Raw genomic sequence first — 16190 nt, forward strand, 5'->3', positions numbered from 1 at the left:
CTAGCCCCGGTCCGCCACCAGCGGCCCCGCGTCACGCGCCAGTGCCGTCAGCCGGGAGATGGCGCGGAAGTACTTCTTGCGGTAGCCGCCGCGCAGCATCTCGTCGCTGAACAGCTCGTCGAAGGGCTTGCCGGACGTCAGCACCGGCACCTCACGGTCGTAGAGCCGGTCCGCGAGGACCACCAGCCGCAGGGCGGTGGACTGGTCGGGCACCGCCTGGACGTCGGTGAGGCAGACCGCCCGGATGCCGTCGCACATCGCGCCGTACCGGCTGGGGTGGACCTTGGACAGGTGCTCCAGCAGGGAGGGGAAGTCGTCCAGTGAGGCGCCGGGGGTGCGGTAGGCGGCGCGCGTGACGGTCTCGTCGTCGTACGGGGCGGGCGCCTCGGGCAGGCCGCGGTGGCGGTAGTCCTCGCCGTCGATGCGCAGCGGCCGGAAGTGGGCGCTCAGGCCCTGGATCTCGCGCAGGAAGTCGGCGGCGGCGAACCGGCCCTCACCGAGCTTGCCCGGCAGGGTGTTGGACGTGGCGGCCAGCGCCACCCCGGCGTCGACCAGCTTGCCGAGGAGGGTGGAGACCAGGACGGTGTCCCCGGGGTCGTCCAGCTCGAACTCGTCGATGCACAGCAGGCGGTGCTCGCCGAGCGTGCGCACGGTCTGCTGGAAGCCGAGCGCGCCGACGAGGTTCGTCAGCTCGACGAACGTGCCGAACGCCTTGCGCTCGGCCGGTGCGGGCGTGGCGTGCCACAACGAGGCGAGCAGGTGGGTCTTGCCGACGCCGTAGCCGCCGTCCAGATAGACACCGCGAGGGCCCTTGGGCACGGCGGGCTTCTTGGGGCTCCTGGCGAACCAGCGCCGCTTGCCGGCGCCACCCGCGCCGGCCCCGCCGTCGATGCTCTCGGCGAAGGCGCCGAGGACCTGGACGGCCTCGGCCTGGCTGGGCTGGTTCGGGTCCGGGATGTAGGTGTCGAAGCGCGCGCCCTGGAAGCGCGGCGGCGGCACCATCTCGGCGACTAGGTGCTCGGCCGGGACGTGCGGCGCGCGTGCGGTGAGTGCGACCGGGGCCGCCTCGCTCCCTCCGGCCGGCGGCTCGGCTATGGGAGCGGACTGCGGGGACGAGGGCTGGGAAGTCGACACAGCCGTCCAGCCTAGTCGCTCCGCCGTACTCGCCGGTCCGATGAGCGAGGCATGTCACACTGCCGCCATGCGACGCCTGTTCCCTCTCAGCTCCCCGACTGCAGCCCCGCCCCCGTCGGCCCACGACGACGGGAACCCCGCTCCGGTCCCGGCGCCGCCGGACGTCACGGACCGCGAGTGGACGCTGGAGGAGCTGGCCGACGCCTACGTGTATCCGGCGGCGGACGATTCGGTGCGGGCCGGCCGCCCCGGCTGGCTGCGCGCCAACATGGTCTCCTCCGTGGACGGCGCGGCCCACCACGACGGGCGCTCGCAGCCCCTCTCCGGCGCCGCCGACATGCGGATCTTCGGCGTGTTGCGGGGTCTGGCGGATGCGGTGGTGGTGGGTGCAGAAACGGTTCGTCAGGAGGGGTACCGGCCGGCCCGCGCCCGCGCGGCGTTCGCGGCGCGCCGGGAAGCCGCGGGGCAGGGCCCGGCGCCCGCCATCGCGGTGGTGAGCGCCGGGCTGGCGCTGGACTTCTCGCTGCCGCTGTTCACCGAGCCGCTGGTGCCGACCCTCGTGCTGACCGGCGCGGGCGCCCCGGCGGACCGGGTGCGAGCGGCCCGGGACGCCGGCGTCGAGGTGCTTTTCGCCGGCGAGGGCATCGGCGTCGACCCGGCCCGGGTGGCGGCGGTGCTGGCCGAACGGGGACACACCCGGCTGCTCACCGAGGGCGGGCCGAAGCTGCTGGGGCAGTTCGCGGCGGCCGGCGCGCTGGATGAGCTCTGCCTTTCGCTGGCTCCTGTCGTCACGGTGGGCGCCGCGGCGCGCATCATGAACGGTCCCGCGGTCGCCGTCCCGGAGCGGTTCGCCCTGGTGTCCGTACTGGAAGAGGCCGGGTTCCTCTTCACCCGCTACCGTCGGTCATGACAATCAGTGGAATTGCCCGTTCCGCTTAGCTTCCGTTGGGCAGACTTAAGGCCAACAGGCCCCGTGTGGCGACGGGGCAGGATGAATTCTGAATGGGTGCCGTGCCATGCGACGCCCGGAAGAAGAGAAGAAGGGCGCCCGTCGTGTTCACGAGCGTATTGATGATCGAGAAGCCTCTGACGCCCGCCGACGTGGAGTTCGTCACCACCCTGCATGGCGGCGACCAGATCTCCTTCGTCGTCCTCATGCAGCCGCGCGGCAGGCAGGACGTGCTGCTGCGGGCGATCGACGACGTCGCACTCGGCGAGTTCGACGACGCCGTACGGGAGGGCGAGGAACCCGGCGGCACCCGGGCGGAACCCCCCGCCGAGCGCGCCCTCGCCCACACCCTGGCCGCACTGCGCGCCACGGGGGCGCAAGCCGTCGGACAAGTGGTCGAGGACCACCCCCTCGACCTGCTGCGGTCCATGGTCGACCAGACCGACGCGGACGAGGTGATCGTGCTGACCACCCCGCACTTCGTCGAGGAGTTCTTCCACCGCGACTGGGCCTCCCGCGCCCGTCACAAGGTCGGCGTGCCGGTCCTCAAGCTGTTCTCGCACGCCGCCGACGATCCGGCCCAGGACTCCGCGGGGAGCTGACCCCACCCCCGCGTGGGCCCAGCCGCCCGTCCAGCATCCCGGCCACCTCGTCCACCGCGTCCAGATGGGCGCGGTCGTGGGTGACCAGCACCGTCGCGGTGGCCCGCTGCCGCGTGAGGGTGGTCAGCAGGTCCAGGACCGCCGCGCCCCGCTCGTGGTCCAGCGCGCTGGTCGGCTCGTCCACCAGCAGCACCGCCGGGTCGTTCATCAGCGCCCGCGCGATGTTGATCCGCTGCCGCTGACCGCCCGAGAGCTGGTGCGGCCGGCGGCCGGCCTGATCGGCGAGGCCGACCGCAGCCAGCAGCTCCAGCGCGCGCGGCCGGGCCGCGCGCGGGGAGCGGCCGTCCAGGTGCGCCATGACCTGCAGCTGCTCGGCGGCGGTCAGCGACGGCAGCAGGTTCGGCTGCTGGAAGACCGTGCCGATCGTCGAGCGACGCAGTGTCGTCAGCGCGGCGCGGCTCATCCCCGCGGTGTCGGTGCCGTCGATCACCACCCGGCCGCGGTCCGGGGTGATCAGCGTCGCGGCCACCGCCAGCAGGCTGGACTTGCCGGAGCCGGACGGGCCGATCACGGCGGTCACGCAGCCGGCCGGTACGGCCAGGGAGACCTCGTCCAGCGCGGTCAGCCGGGCGCCGCCGTCGGGGTAGGTGAGGGTGACATCGGTCAGTTCGAGGCTCATCGGGCACTTCCCAGGGCGGTCAGCGGGTCCACGGACGTGATGCGGCGGATGGACAGCGCGGCGCCGGCGGCACCGAGCGAGATCATGATCAGGGCGGGTACCAGCACGGTGGACGCCTCCAGGACGAACGGCACCGTGCCGTCGACCGCGGCACCGACCCCGGCCGCGACGGCGGTCCCCAGGCCGGTACCGGCCACCAGCAGGACGACCGCCTGGCCGAGCGCGTCGCGCAACAGATAACCGGTGGGGGCGCCCAGCGCCTTCAGCACGGCGACATCGCCGCTGCGCTGGATCGTCCACACGGTGAAGAACGCGCCGATGACCAGCGCGGAGATGGCGAACAGAAAGCCGCGCATCAGTTGCAGCGAGCCGTTCTCGGCGCTGTAGGAGCCGATCGCCTCCAGGGCGTCCTCGGCGGTGACCGTCGTCGTGCCGAGCTTTCGGTCGGCCGAGGCAAGATCGGCCGCACCGGTGGTCGACAGGGCGAGCACCGCGGCGCCGCCGGGGGCACCCGGGCCGCCCGCGGCCTCCCGCCCGTCGCCGAGGGACGTCCAGATCACCGGTGCGTGGCTGTACATCGCCCGGCCCGACACCGCCGTGATCCGCACCGACCGGCCGCCCAGCGTGAGCGAGCCGCCGACCCGTACGCCCAGGGCCTCGGCGGCCTGCTCGGAGAGCACCGTCTCGCCGTCCCCGACCGCACCCGCCGACGGTGCCAGCGGGGACCCCGGGCGCACTCCGAACGCCGACAGCGCGGCCGTTCTGCCGCCCGCCTGCGCCTTCGTCGTCGCGATCCCCAGTGGCTCCGCACGCCGCACCCCGGGCACCCGCGCCCACTCGCGCACGGTCCGCTCCGGCAGCGCCGCGTCGCCGAACGCGACGGCGCCGCCCTCGGCGGGCTCCGGGAACACCAGGTGATCGGCGGGCAGCCCGGTGATCGCGGAGGTGTTCTCCCTGCCCAGGCCCGCCGTGAGACCCGACAGCAGGCCCACGAGCACCGTGATCAGCACGATCACGGTGCCCATCAGCGCGAAGCGCCCCTTGGCGAATCCCAGGTCTCTCCAGGCGACGAACACAGACTTTGCCCACCTCGGCTCGGGCGCCGGACCCGCTGTCCGGCCGCTGCGCCCACCGTCACCCGCCAGGCGGGCCCCGGGCATCGCGCCCCGGAGCGGTTCAGGAGGATCGAAAGGCCCGGCCGCCCGTCCACCTTTTGATTGATGCCGCGGGCGGTTCCCGCGCATAGCCTGAAGAGGCCGTGACCGATCACCACCTCACCCCTGTCCTGCGGGTACTGCGCAGCTGCCTCCATCTGATGGTGGCCGCGCTGCTCGCCCTCGCCGCCGTACGGGCGGTCGCCGACCGCACACCGGACGCCCCGGCCGTCATCGCCACGGCCCTCGCGCTGCTCGCCCTCTACGCCGTCGGCCCCGCCCTGCCCCGCGTCCGCACCTCGCTGCCCGCCGCGGCCCTCTGGCTCGCGGCCGTCGCGCTGGGCTGGACGGTGCTGCTCGCCCTCACCCAGGACGGCGTCTGGCTGGCCTTCCCGCTGTTCTTCGTCGAACTGCACCTGCTGCCGCTGCGCTGGGCCCTGCCCTCGGTCGCGCTCACCACCGTCGTCGCCGTCGCCGGCTTCGGGTGGCACACCCACACCCTCGGCGTCGGCACGGTCCTCGGCCCGGCCCTCGGCGCGGCCGTCGCGGTCGCCGTCGTCCTCGGCTACCAAGCCCTCTACCGCGAGAGCGAACAGCGCCGCCGGCTCATCGAGGAGCTGACCGCGGCACGCAGCGAACTGGCCGACGCCGAGCACGCCGCGGGAGTCCTCGCCGAGCGTGAACGTCTGGCCCGCGAGATCCACGACACCGTCGCGCAGGGCCTGTCCAGCATCCAGCTGCTGCTGCGTGCCGCCGAGCGCGCCCTGCCGGAGCGGCCCGGGACGGCCCTCGGCCATGTCCGGCAGGCCCGGGTCGCCGCGGCGGGCAATCTCGCCGAGGCCCGGCGGTTCGTCCGCGGTCTGACCCCGCCCGATCTGGAGTCCGGCTCCCTTCCCGCCGCCCTGGAGCGGCTGTGCGCCACCACCGCCCGCAGCACCGGCCTGGCCGTGCGCTGCCGGATCTCGGGGACGCCCGCCGAGCTCCCCACCTCGCACGAGGTCGCCCTGCTGCGCATCGCCCAGTCCGCGCTCGCCAACACCGTCCGGCACGCCGCCGCGGGCCGTGCCGAGCTGACCCTGAGCTACATGGACACCGAGGTCGCCCTCGACGTCGTCGACGACGGCGCCGGATTCCGCCCCGACGAGGTGCCCGTACCCGGCTCCGCGCAGGTCACCGGTACCGGCTTCGGCCTGGCCGCCATGCGCGCCAGGGCCCGCGCCCTCCAGGGGACCCTCGCCGTCGAGTCCGCACCCGGCGAAGGGACCGCCGTCGCCGTGACCCTGCCCTGCCCGACCGTGGCGGCGGGCGCAGCCGACGCCCCGGGCGGTGCCCCCGGGAGCATCCCCGCCACCGCCGGGGACCCCGCCCCGGGAGCCGCCACGTGACGCCCGGAACGCCGATCCGGCTGCTCCTCGCCGATGATCACCCCGTGGTCCGCGCGGGCCTGCGCGCCGTCCTGGAGACCGAACCCGGCTTCCACATCGTCGCCGACGTCCCCACCGCGGAGGAGGCCGTCGACCTCGCCGGGCGGCTCGCCCCCGATGTGGTGCTGATGGATCTCCAGTTCGGCGGCGAAATGCTCGGCTCACGGGCCACCGCCGCCATCACCGCCCGCGAGGGCGCACCCCGCGTCCTGGTCCTGACCACGTACGACACCGACGTCGACATCCTCGCCGCCATCGAGGCGGGCGCCACCGGCTACCTCCTCAAGGACGCCCCGCCCGAGGAACTGGCCGCCGCGGTGCGCACCGCGGCCGCCGGAAAGTCCGCGCTCGCACCCACCGTCGCGCTGCGCCTGATGGACCGGATGCGGGCCCCCGCCACCGCCCTCTCCCGCCGCGAGACCGAAGTCCTCCAGCTCGTCGCCGACGGCCTGTCCAACGCGCGGATCAGCAAGCAGCTCTTCCTCAGCCAGGCCACCGTCAAGTCCCACCTCGTCCACATCTACGCCAAGCTGGGCGTCGACTCCCGCACCTCCGCGGTCGCCGCCGCCACGGCCCGGGGTCTGATCCGCCGCTGAGCGTGCGCCCTCGCACGCGGCGGGACACACGTTGTCGGTGCCGGGTGCGAGAATCATCGGCAGCACCACCGCTCGCGACGATCAGGGAGACCCGCCCATGGCACCCGCCATCCCAGCCACGATGGACCGGCCGCACTTCATCGGCATCGGCGGAGCCGGTATGTCGGGCATCGCGAAGATCCTCGCGAAGCGCGGCGCCCAGGTGGCGGGCAGCGACGCCAAGGACTCCGCGACCGCCGAGGCCCTGCGCGCCCTCGGCGTGACGGTCCACCTCGGGCACGCGGCGGATCACCTCGCCGAGGACGCCACCAGTGTCGTCGTCTCCTCCGCGATCCGCCCCGACAACCCCGAGCTGGCCGCCGCCCACGAGCGCGGCATCCCGGTCGTGCACCGCTCCGACGCCCTCGCGTCCCTGATGGACGGCCTGCGCCCCATCGCCGTCGCCGGCACCCACGGCAAGACGACCACCACCTCCATGCTCGCCGTCTCCCTCGGCTCGCTCGGTCTCAAGCCGTCGTACGCCATCGGCGGCGACCTGGACGCCCCCGGCTCCAACGCCGAGCACGGCGAGGGCGAGATCTTCGTCGCCGAGGCCGACGAGAGCGACCGCAGCTTCCACAAGTACGCCCCCGAGGTCGCCATCGTCCTCAACGTCGAGCTGGACCACCACGCCAACTACGCCTCGATGGACGAGATCTACGAGTCCTTCGAGACCTTCATCGGCCGGGTCCGCCCCGGCGGCACCCTGGTCATCTCCGCCGACCACGCGGGCGCCCGCGAGCTGACCGCCAAGATCGCCGGTCGGTACGACATCGAGGTCGTCACCTACGGCGAGGCCGCCGACGCCGACGTCCGCATCCTGAAGATCAACCCGCGCGGCCTGACCAGCGACGTCACCGTCGCCCTCAGCACCGGGCGGATCCTGACCTTCACCGTCTCCGTCCCCGGCCGGCACTACGCCGGCAACGCCGTCGCCGCGCTCGCCGCCGGCATCGCCATGGGCCTGCCGCCGCACAACCTCGCCTCCGCGCTCGGCACCTACACCGGCGTCAAGCGCCGCCTCCAGCTCAGGGGCGAGGCGGCCGGCGTGCAGGTCATCGACTCCTACGCGCACCACCCCACCGAGATGACGGCCGACCTGGAGGCCATCAGGGGCGCCGCTGAGGGCTCCCGGGTGCTGGTCGTCTTCCAGCCGCACCTCTTCTCCCGCACCCAGGAACTCGGCACGGAAATGGGCCAGGCGCTCGCTCTTGCCGACGCCTCGGTGGTCCTGGAGATCTATCCCGCCCGCGAGGACCCGATCCCGGGCGTCACCAGCACCCTGATCATCGACGCCGCGCGCACCGCGGGCGCCGACGTCACCGCCGAGAGCGACCAGGCCGCCGTCCCGGACGTCATCGCCGGAATGGCGAAGCCCGGTGACCTTGTTCTCACCATGGGCGCGGGCGATGTGACCGACCTCGGCCCCGCCATCCTGTCCCGCCTGGGCAGCTGAGCTGAGGAGGCACTCCTGATGTCGTACGAGATCGACAAGCCCGACGAGCAGTGGCGCGAGGAGCTGACACCCGCGGAGTACCAGGTGCTCCGCAAGGCCGGCACCGAGCCCGCCTTCGTCGGCGAGTACACCGACACCAAGGCCGCGGGCGTCTACTCCTGCCGCGCCTGCGGCGCCGAACTGTTCCGCTCCGACACCAAGTTCGAGAGCCACTGCGGCTGGCCGTCCTTCTACGACCCCAAGGACACCGACGCCGTGGAACTCATCGACGACCGCTCCCACGGCATGGTCCGCACCGAGGTCCGCTGCGCCCGCTGCGGCTCCCACCTCGGCCATGTCTTCGAGGGCGAGGGCTACCCGACGCCCACCGACCAGCGGTACTGCATCAACAGCATTTCGCTGCGGCTGACGGCTGACTAGGGGCGTCACCCTCCCGGCCGGTCCGCGGTGCCCGACACGGCAGAACCGGCCGAGCGGGGGCGGCCGGACAAGGGACCGGGTGAACGAGGCGCCGGGCGGAGGTGCCGCCGAGGCGCGTCCTCCGCCCGTCCCGTCACCCCGGCACCACGACAGCCGTCACCACCAGTCCCTCAGCGACCAGCCACTGCCCGCTGAACTCGGTGATCTCTCTGCCGTCGACGACCGGCCCCGGGACGAGCAGGCGGGCCGTGAAGGTGGCGTCCGTCGGGTCGAGCGTCAGGTGCGCCTCCTCGAAGCCGAGCCAGCGGTGGGTGAGCGGGTACCACGCCTTGTAGACGCTCTCCTTGGCGCTGAAGATCAGGCGCTCCCAGCAGATACCGGGTTCCAGCGCGGCCAGCCGGGTGAGTTGGGCGCGTTCCCCGGGGAGGGTGACGAGGCCGATCACTCCGGGGTCGTCGATGGGCTCGTTGGGTTCGGCGTCCAGGCCGATGGCGCGTATGTCCGACGAGCGGGCCACCGCCGCGGCGCGGTAGCCGGTGCAGTGCGTCATCGCTCCGACGATGCCGTCCGGCCAGCGGGGGGCCCGGTCGGGGCCGGGAAGCAGCGGCGCGGGGGCGATGCCGAACTCCGCCAGGGCGGCGCGGGCGCAGCCGCGTACGGTGCCGAACTCCTTCTGCCGTTGGGGGAGCGCGGCGGCCACCGCTTGCCGTTCCTCGGGGAACATGGCGGTCAGGGGAGCGTCGTGGAAGGCTTCGGCGGTCGCGATCGGCGCGGGCAGCAGCTTGCCGATCATGAGGTGGCCGCCGTCGACGCCGCGGTGACGGGGGGCAGGATCTGGACCGGGCGGCCGGGGGTGCCGGCGCGCGGCCGCCATTCGCGCGGGTAGCCGAGCGACACCTCCTGGTGGGGGACGCCGTCGCAGATCAGCAGCCGGGGGATGTGGAGGTGGCCGTAGACCACCGTTGCCGCACGGAAACGGCGCGGCCAGTCGGCGGTCGCCTCGGTGCCGCACCACAGCGAGAACTCCGGGTGCCACAGGGGCCGGAGGGGCTCGCGCACCAGGGGGAAGTGGTTGACGAGGACCGTGGGCAGCTCCTCCGGGACGGCGGCGAGCCGGGCCTCGGTGGCGGCCACCCGAGCCCGGCACCAGGACTCCCGGGTGGGGTAGGGGTCGGGGTGCAGGAACAGCTCGTCGGTGCACATCACCCCGGCCTCCTCGGCCACGGCGAGGGCCTCCGCCTTGGTGGTGACCCCCGGCGGCCGGAACGTGTAGTCGTAGAGGAGGAAGAGCGGGGCGATGACGACAGGTCCTTCGGCTCCCTCCCACACCGGATACGGGTCCTCCGGGGTCAGGACGCCCAACTCCCGGCAGATCGCGACCAGATGCTCGTAGCGTTCGACGCCGCGCAGCTGCACCGGGTCCTGGGCCGGTGTCCACAGCTCGTGGTTGCCCGGTACCCACACCACCCGGGCGAACCGGCTGCTGAGCACCGTCAGGGCCCAGCGGATGTCGGCGACGAACTCGCCGACGTCCCCCGCGATCAGCAGCCAGTCGTCGTCGGACTCCGGGGTCAGCCGCTCGACGATGTCGCGGTTCTCGGCGTAGCGGACGTGCAGATCACTAACGGCCACCAGCTTGCCGTGCCCCGGTCGGCGCGGCCCGTCGGCAGCGGGAGCGGCGGGCCGGGGAACGGGACCGGGAGGCACGGGACGGATTTCGTAGGTCACGGTCGAAGTAAAGTCGGTGGCCGGTGCGGAGTGAAGGGCGGCAGGCGAACGCCGCCCCTCATCGCCCGCGTGGCGGCGCCGGATTCAGCGAGAGCCGCCGCTGCCCGGGGCAGGAGTGTCGCCCCGGCGGATGCGGGTGGCAAGCCAGAGGTCGAAGCGGTCGTCGGGATCGTCCATGCGCCGACCGGTGAGGTCCATGGCCTTGTCGAGGCGGTTGCGCACGGTGTGACGGTGGACGCCGAGCCGGCGGCTGGTGGCATCCCAGGCGCCGCCGGTCTCCAGCCACGCCGCCAAGGTGGCCGTCAACTCCTCGCCGTTGTCCGCGAGATCGAGCGGTCCGAGCACCGCGTCGGCATAGCCGTGCAGCGTCCGGCTGTCCCCCAGGTCCAGCAGCAGCCGGCTGGTCCCGCTCGGGCGGGCCTCGGCGGGCTCGCCGCTCGCCCCGCTGACGGCGAGCAGCCCCGCCGCCTGACGCAGCGACACCCGGACCGCTTCGGGTGGGACCGCAGGGCCGATGCCGGCCGGGCAGTGCGGAGCGAAACGGCCGAGCACCTCACGGATGTCGAGGTCCTCGCCGACGACCGCCTCGATGGTGCCGTCCGCCACCCTGACCAGGCCGCCGGGCATCGCCAAGGCCAGGTCGGCGGCCATCTCGTACGCCGCACCCTCGGCACCGGCGGAGTCGGCCCCGACCGACTCGGGGCCGGAGGAACCGCCCTGCGCACGCCCCCGCCCCGCTCCCTGCTGCCGGCTTTCGCCCGCCGCCACCACGACCCCGCGCACCCGCTCCGCGGTCAAACCTGCCGAGACCAGCAGGTCGCGCGCCTGGTCGGCCGGCAGGTCCTCGTCGGTGAGCAGCTGGGAGAGCAGCGCTGACCTGCGGCGACGCTCCGGCTCATCGCGCAGATGGCGCCGCTCCAGTTCCAGTGAGAGCAGCGAGACGAGGCCCGGTACGACCGAACGGGCCGCGCCGTCGGGGCGGCCGGTGAGCAGCAGCAGCCCGCGCAGCCTTCGGGCGCCCAGCGGCTGCACCTCCAGCTGGTGTCCGCCGGCCGTGCTGGAGGCGCTGCCGCGCAGGCCGCGCGCCGCGACCCGCTCGACCAGCTCGCGTGCTTCTCGCGGTGGCGCGGGCGCTCCCCGCTCACCCACGGCCAGCAGCCTGCCCAGCGGGTCGAGGACTGCCGCGCCCACGCCCGTGGCCGCCGTCCATTCGGCCAGCATCGGCCGCAGCCCGTCGCCGGTCGCCGCCGCCGTCAGCCGCCGCTGGGTCGCGAAGGCCCGGTGCAGCATCTCGCGCTGCTCGGTGGCGCGCGCGTCGAAGACGGCCTTGGTGACGGCGATGAACGGCACCTCGTCCGGCACCGTCAGCAGCGGCAGCCCGGCCTCCTCGGCCGCCGTCACCAGGGGCTGTGGCGCCGACTGGTACGGCAGCCCCTGCCCGAGCCCGAGGGCGAGGCAGGCCGCCCCGCCCTCCGCCACATCCCGTACATAGGCGCGGCAGGCGGCCGGCTCCATGGGCAGCAGCAGACCGATGGTCATGAGGAGTTCGCCGCCCTGCAGCCATTTCCCCGGCGTGGGCAGGTCCGAGACGGTGGCCGCTTCGACGGTGCGGGCCAGCAGTTCCGGTGGCACGTCGTAGCCGACCGACAGATTGAGGTCGGGCCGGGCCAGGAGGTCGGAGAGGTGCAGCGGCATAGACATAGTGTCCACCACATATCTATGGAGTGGACGATCGGGCGATCGAATCGTGTGGCCCTTGCACCTAGATTCGCAGCACCGCAGACATGCCGCCGTCCCCCCGGAGGAGAACTCCATGGATCCCATGGCCGATGCACCAGGCGATGACGAGGGACGACCATCCCGCGTCATCGAGGCCCGCTCGATCGATTACGTCCCCGTCCGCGAGCGCCACGGGAAGGTATGGCACCAGGGACCGTTCTGGTTCACCGGCAACTTCGTGCTGACCACCATGGTCACCGGCTTCCTCGGCCCGGAGCTGGGCCTGAGCCTGCCCGCCTCCGTCGCGGCGGTCGTCCTCGGCGCGTGTTTCGGCACTTTCTTCATGGCCTTCCACGCCAATCAGGGCCCCCGGATGGGCCTTCCGCAGATGATCCAGTCGCGGGCGCAGTTCGGCATCCGGGGTGCCATCGTCCCGTTCGCCGCGGTGGTCTTCGTCTACGTCGGCTTCAACGTCTTCAACGTGGTCCTGGCCGCGCAGGGCCTGCGCACCGTCTTCCCCGGCGGCGCGACCCTCTGGTACGTGCTGATCATCGGCGTCGCCATCGTGCTCGCCATCGTCGGCCACGACCTGCTCCATCTGGTCCAGCGCTGGCTCACCTATGTCCTGATCGCCGTTTTCGGCGTGCTGACCGTCGGCGCGCTGGTCCAGCTCGACCCGTCCGCGGCCGCCGGCCCCGCCTCCGCCGCGCACGGCTCGTGGACGTCCTTCCTCGTCGTCTTCTCCGCCGCCGCCGGCTACCAGATCAGCTACGCCGTGTACGTGTCGGACTACTCCCGCTACCTCCCGCGCGACGTCTCCGCCCGCAAGGTCATCTGGTGGACGTACGCGGGCGCCGCGGGCTCCGCGGCCTGGCTGATGTCGCTCGGCGCGCTGCTGGCCTCCGCGCTGCCCGACCCGGACGCGATCAACGGCATCCGGCAGGTCGGCAACGCCATCCTGCCCGGATTCGGCACCTTCGCGGTGGTGGTCTCCTCCGTCGCCCTGATCGGCATCATGGCCGTGAACTCCTACGGCGCGATGCTCACCACCACCAGCGCGGTCGACGCCTTCCGTGCCGTCCGGCCGACCGTACGGATCCGTGTCGCCGGGATCGTCGCCATCGGCGTCGTCATCCTCGCCGTGGCGATGCTGCTCCCGGAGAACTACCTGGAGAGCTTCAACACCTTCGTGCTGATGATGCTCTACTTCCTCATCCCCTGGACCGCGGTCAACCTCGTCGACTTCTACTGGGTCCGGCGCGGCCACTACGCCGTCACCGCGATCTTCGACCCGGCCGGCATCTACGGCCGCTGGGCCTGGCGCGGCATCGTCGCGTACGTCGCCGGCTTCGTCGCGATGATCCCGTTCTTCGCGACGTCGTTCTACACCGGCCCGGTCACCGAGGCGCTGGGCGGCGCGGACCTCTCCTTCGCCCCCGGCCTGCTGGTCGGCGGCGGCCTGTACTACCTCCTGAACCGCGGCCTGGACTCGGCGGCCGAGGAGGCCGCGGTCGCGGCCAGCGAGCGGGAGCTGGAGGGCCCGGACGCGAACCGGGTCGTGTCCGCGGTCTAGGGGCCGCCGAACGCCCCTGCGGATGAGCGAACGTCGTTTGCCCCGTTATGGTCGGAGGTGGAGGAGAGCGACCTCTTCCTCATCAGCCGAATGACGGAGATGGACTGACCCGGACGGTCGTGCGGCCGGAGCGGCGCGGTGAGAACCGGCCGGCCGGAGCGGCCGGGACGAAGGGACGTGAACGCGGTATGCAGGTGGCATTTCTGGTGGCCCCCGAGGGCACGGAGCAGGTCGAGCTGACCGAGCCGTGGCGGGCGGTGACCGAGGCCGGAGGCACTCCGAAGCTGGTCTCCACCACGGAGGGGAAGGTGCAGGCCTTCGACCATCTGGACAAGGCCGACACCTTCCCCGTCGACCTGACGGCCGGCGAGGCGTCCGCCGCGGACTTCGACGGCCTCGTACTGCCCGGTGGCGTGGCCAACCCGGACGCGCTGCGCATGGACGAGCAGGCCGTGGCGTTCGCCAAGGCGTTCTTCGACGCGGGCAAGCCGGTGGCCGCGATCTGCCACGCATCCTGGACGCTGATCGAGGCGGATGTGGTGCGCGGACGGACGCTGACCTCCTGGCCGAGCCTGCAGACCGATATCCGCAACGCGGGCGGCACCTGGGTCGACGAGCAGGTCAACATCTGCACGGCCGGCCCGAATACGTTGATCACCAGCCGCAAGCCGGCTGACCTGGATGCCTTCTGCCCCGCGTTCATCGCGGAGTTCGCTCACTGACCAGACCCCCGCCCCGGCCCGCTACGGGCCGAGCACAACCGCCGACTCCGGTGGCAGCCACAGCACACCGTCGCTGCCGGGGACGGCGGGCTCGGACCATGCCGCCAACGCGCGCAGCGTGGGCTTCCCGGCAGTCGTCCCGCCGTTCTCTGCAGCCGCCGGACCACCGACCGGAATGGCGGCCGTGGTGTCGGAGGAGAGATTGACCGCCACCCTCAGCGGCCCACGCCGCAGCAGCAGCCAGCGGGCCCGCTCGTCATGGGTGACGCCCGTACGGGCCGGGTCCGGGTCCGTCAGCGCGGGCTGCGCGCGGCGCAGCGCGAGCAGCGTGCGGTGCCAGGCCAGCAGCGCGGAGTGCGGTGCCCGCTCCGGTTCGGCCCAGTCCAGCACGCAGCGGTCGCGAGTGGCCGGATCCTGCGGGTCCGGCCACTCGGCATCGGAAGGGCCTGCGGCGGCAGCCCCCTGGGCGCCCCAGTCGTGGGCGGCGAACTCCCGTCGCCGACCGGCCCGTACCGCTTCGGCCAACTCCGGATCGGTGTGGTCGGTGAAGTACTGCCAGGGCGTACGCGCCCCCCATTCCTCGCCCATGAACAGCATCGGGGTGAACGGCGAGCACAGCACCAGCGCGGCGGCACAGGCCAGCAGTCCGGGAGAGAGCGCCGCGGCCAGCCGGTCGCCCAGCGCCCGGTTGCCGATCTGGTCATGGGTCTGCGCGTAGGCCAGCAGGCGGTACGGAGGCGTGGCGCGCAGATCAAGGGGCGCGCCGTGTGCCCGGCCGCGGAAGGTGGAGTGCGTGCCGTCGTGGAAGAAGCCGCCGGTCAGGGTCTTGGCCAGGGCGGCCATCGGGGCACGCGCGAAGTCGCCGTAGTAGCCCTGGGATTCGCCGGTGAGTGCGGTGTGCAGGGCGTGGTGGAGGTCGTCGTTCCACTGGGCGTGCAGGCCGTGGCCGCCGGTCGACCGCGGCGCGGTGGTGCGCGGATCGTTGAGGTCGGACTCGGCGATCAGGAACAGCGGACGCCGCAGATGCCCGGCGAGCGCGTCCACCTCCCCGGACAGCTCGGCGAGAAAGTGCCGGGCGCGGGTGTCGTGCAGCGCGTGCACGGCATCCAGCCGCAGCCCGTCGATCCGGTAGTCGCGCAGCCAGCTCAGCGCGCTGCCGACGAGATAGCGGCGCACCTCGTCGGAGCCGGGCGCGTCGAGATTGACGGCCGCGCCCCACGGCGTGTGATGGGTGTCGGTGAAGTACGGCCCGAACGCGGGGAGATGGTTGCCGGACGGCCCGAGGTGGTTGTGCACCACGTCCAGCACGACCCCGAGCCCGTGTGCGTGCGCGGCGTCCACGAACCGCTTGAGCCCGTCGGGCCCGCCGTACGGCTCGTGCACCGCCCACGGCGCGATCCCGTCGTACCCCCAGCCCTGGGTCCCGGGAAAGGGGCAGACCGGCATCAGGGAGACATGCGTGATGCCCAGGTCGGCGAGGTGCCGCAGCCGCGCCGCGGCCGCGTCGAAGGTGCCCTCGGGGGTGTAGGTGCCGATGTGCAGCTCGTAGAGGACCGCGCCGGGCAGCGGGCGTCCCGGCCACGGATGCCGCCAGGCGAAGCGGTCGTGGTCGACGGCCGCACCGGGGCCGCCCGGGCCCTCCGGCAGCTGTACGGCGCGCGGGTCCGGCAGCGGCGGGCCGTCATCGAGCCGGTAGCTGTAGCGGTCCCCCTCGCGGGCCGGGCTCTCGGTGCGCCACCAGCCCTCGCGGGTGGTGTCACGCTCCATCGCCACGGCCGGATCGCCGGCCCGATCGCCCGCCCACTGGAGAGCGACCCGTCCGGCGCTCGGCGCCCATACCTCGAACAGCACGGCTGCACTCCTTCGTTCGCTCCCGGTCCTCCTCGACGTAAGCACGTCGCGCCGCCGCCCGGCAGCCCGACGTGGCGAACCGGGACGACATCGGGCCATTTCGCTGGGCCGTTCCGGCGAGCGGCGGACGCGGTGCCCCGCCGC

General features: G+C 73.2%; 15 protein-coding genes. 8 read left to right on the forward strand and 7 right to left on the reverse strand.

The window, feature by feature from the left end; translation table 11 throughout:
* Nucleotides 1-1134 (reverse strand): cell division protein ZapE, encoded by a 1134-nt coding sequence (gene zapE / locus ACH4FH_RS06725; RefSeq protein ID WP_398554647.1) that lies wholly within the window; start codon nucleotides 1132-1134, stop codon nucleotides 1-3.
* Between the two features lie 67 nt (nucleotides 1135-1201).
* Between zapE and ACH4FH_RS06730 the strand changes: the two genes are divergently transcribed.
* The gene (locus ACH4FH_RS06730; RefSeq protein ID WP_398554648.1) at nucleotides 1202-2044 is read left to right on the forward strand and encodes a pyrimidine reductase family protein; all 843 of its coding nucleotides are present in this window, start codon (nucleotides 1202-1204) and stop codon (nucleotides 2042-2044) included.
* A 161-nt stretch (nucleotides 2045-2205) separates the two neighbouring features.
* On the forward strand, nucleotides 2206-2685 hold the full coding sequence (locus tag ACH4FH_RS06735; RefSeq protein WP_398554649.1) for an indole-3-glycerol phosphate synthase: 480 nt from the start codon (nucleotides 2206-2208) through the stop codon (nucleotides 2683-2685).
* Here ACH4FH_RS06735 and ACH4FH_RS06740 read toward each other — a convergent pair.
* Together ACH4FH_RS06740 and ACH4FH_RS06745 are read right to left on the reverse strand one after the other, a co-directional pair.
* The gene (locus ACH4FH_RS06740) at nucleotides 2630-3364 is read right to left on the reverse strand and encodes an ABC transporter ATP-binding protein (RefSeq protein WP_398554650.1); all 735 of its coding nucleotides are present in this window, start codon (nucleotides 3362-3364) and stop codon (nucleotides 2630-2632) included. The genes ACH4FH_RS06735 and ACH4FH_RS06740 overlap by 56 nt on opposite strands.
* Nucleotides 3361-4440 (reverse strand): ABC transporter permease, encoded by a 1080-nt coding sequence (locus ACH4FH_RS06745; protein ID WP_398554651.1) that lies wholly within the window; start codon nucleotides 4438-4440, stop codon nucleotides 3361-3363. The genes ACH4FH_RS06740 and ACH4FH_RS06745 overlap by 4 nt, the downstream gene beginning before the upstream one ends.
* A gap of 239 nt (nucleotides 4441-4679) precedes the next feature.
* On the opposite strand from ACH4FH_RS06745, the gene ACH4FH_RS06750 reads away from it, so the two are divergent.
* The 4 genes from ACH4FH_RS06750 (at nucleotide 4680) to msrB (ending at nucleotide 8453) form a co-directional block, all read left to right on the forward strand.
* On the forward strand, nucleotides 4680-5903 hold the full coding sequence (locus tag ACH4FH_RS06750; protein WP_398554791.1) for a sensor histidine kinase: 1224 nt from the start codon (nucleotides 4680-4682) through the stop codon (nucleotides 5901-5903).
* Nucleotides 5900-6538 (forward strand): response regulator, encoded by a 639-nt coding sequence (locus tag ACH4FH_RS06755; RefSeq protein WP_398554652.1) that lies wholly within the window; start codon nucleotides 5900-5902, stop codon nucleotides 6536-6538. The genes ACH4FH_RS06750 and ACH4FH_RS06755 overlap by 4 nt, the downstream gene beginning before the upstream one ends.
* A 97-nt stretch (nucleotides 6539-6635) precedes the next feature.
* Nucleotides 6636-8033 carry a UDP-N-acetylmuramate--L-alanine ligase gene (gene murC / locus ACH4FH_RS06760; protein ID WP_398554653.1) on the forward strand — a complete coding sequence of 466 codons (1398 nt, stop codon included), beginning with the start codon at nucleotides 6636-6638 and terminating at the stop codon, nucleotides 8031-8033.
* Nucleotides 8034-8051: 18 nt separating this feature from the next.
* A complete protein-coding gene (gene msrB, locus ACH4FH_RS06765) occupies nucleotides 8052-8453 on the forward strand; it encodes a peptide-methionine (R)-S-oxide reductase MsrB (RefSeq protein ID WP_398554654.1) in 402 nt (133 codons plus the stop codon).
* A gap of 133 nt (nucleotides 8454-8586) precedes the next feature.
* Here msrB and ACH4FH_RS06770 read toward each other — a convergent pair whose 3' ends face one another.
* The 3 genes from ACH4FH_RS06770 to ACH4FH_RS06780 form a co-directional block, all read right to left on the reverse strand.
* Nucleotides 8587-9246, reverse strand: a complete 660-nt coding sequence (locus ACH4FH_RS06770; protein WP_398554655.1) for a 4'-phosphopantetheinyl transferase — start codon at nucleotides 9244-9246, stop codon at nucleotides 8587-8589.
* Entirely contained in the window at nucleotides 9243-10181 is a 939-nt protein-coding gene (locus ACH4FH_RS06775; protein ID WP_398554656.1) for a metallophosphoesterase family protein, read from the reverse strand. The genes ACH4FH_RS06770 and ACH4FH_RS06775 overlap by 4 nt, the downstream gene beginning before the upstream one ends.
* Before the next feature lie 84 nt (nucleotides 10182-10265).
* On the reverse strand, nucleotides 10266-11876 hold the full coding sequence (locus ACH4FH_RS06780; RefSeq protein WP_398554792.1) for a PucR family transcriptional regulator: 1611 nt from the start codon (nucleotides 11874-11876) through the stop codon (nucleotides 10266-10268).
* A 127-nt stretch (nucleotides 11877-12003) separates the two neighbouring features.
* Here ACH4FH_RS06780 and ACH4FH_RS06785 point away from each other — a divergent pair, with 127 nt between their 5' ends.
* Together ACH4FH_RS06785 and ACH4FH_RS06790 are read left to right on the forward strand one after the other, a co-directional pair.
* Entirely contained in the window at nucleotides 12004-13473 is a 1470-nt protein-coding gene (locus tag ACH4FH_RS06785; protein ID WP_398554657.1) for a purine-cytosine permease family protein, read from the forward strand.
* A 188-nt stretch (nucleotides 13474-13661) separates the two neighbouring features.
* Nucleotides 13662-14195, forward strand: a complete 534-nt coding sequence (locus tag ACH4FH_RS06790; RefSeq protein ID WP_398554658.1) for a type 1 glutamine amidotransferase domain-containing protein — start codon at nucleotides 13662-13664, stop codon at nucleotides 14193-14195.
* Nucleotides 14196-14216: 21 nt separating this feature from the next.
* Here the strand turns inward: ACH4FH_RS06790 and treZ are convergent, their stop codons facing one another.
* Complete coding sequence (treZ, locus tag ACH4FH_RS06795) at nucleotides 14217-16046, reverse strand: malto-oligosyltrehalose trehalohydrolase (RefSeq protein WP_398554659.1); 1830 nt, start codon at nucleotides 16044-16046, stop codon at nucleotides 14217-14219.
* Nucleotides 16047-16190: the final 144 nt, after the last annotated feature.

It is taken from the genome of Streptomyces sp. NPDC017993, from assembly GCF_044328065.1.
Lineage (GTDB): Bacteria > Actinomycetota > Actinomycetes > Streptomycetales > Streptomycetaceae > Streptomyces.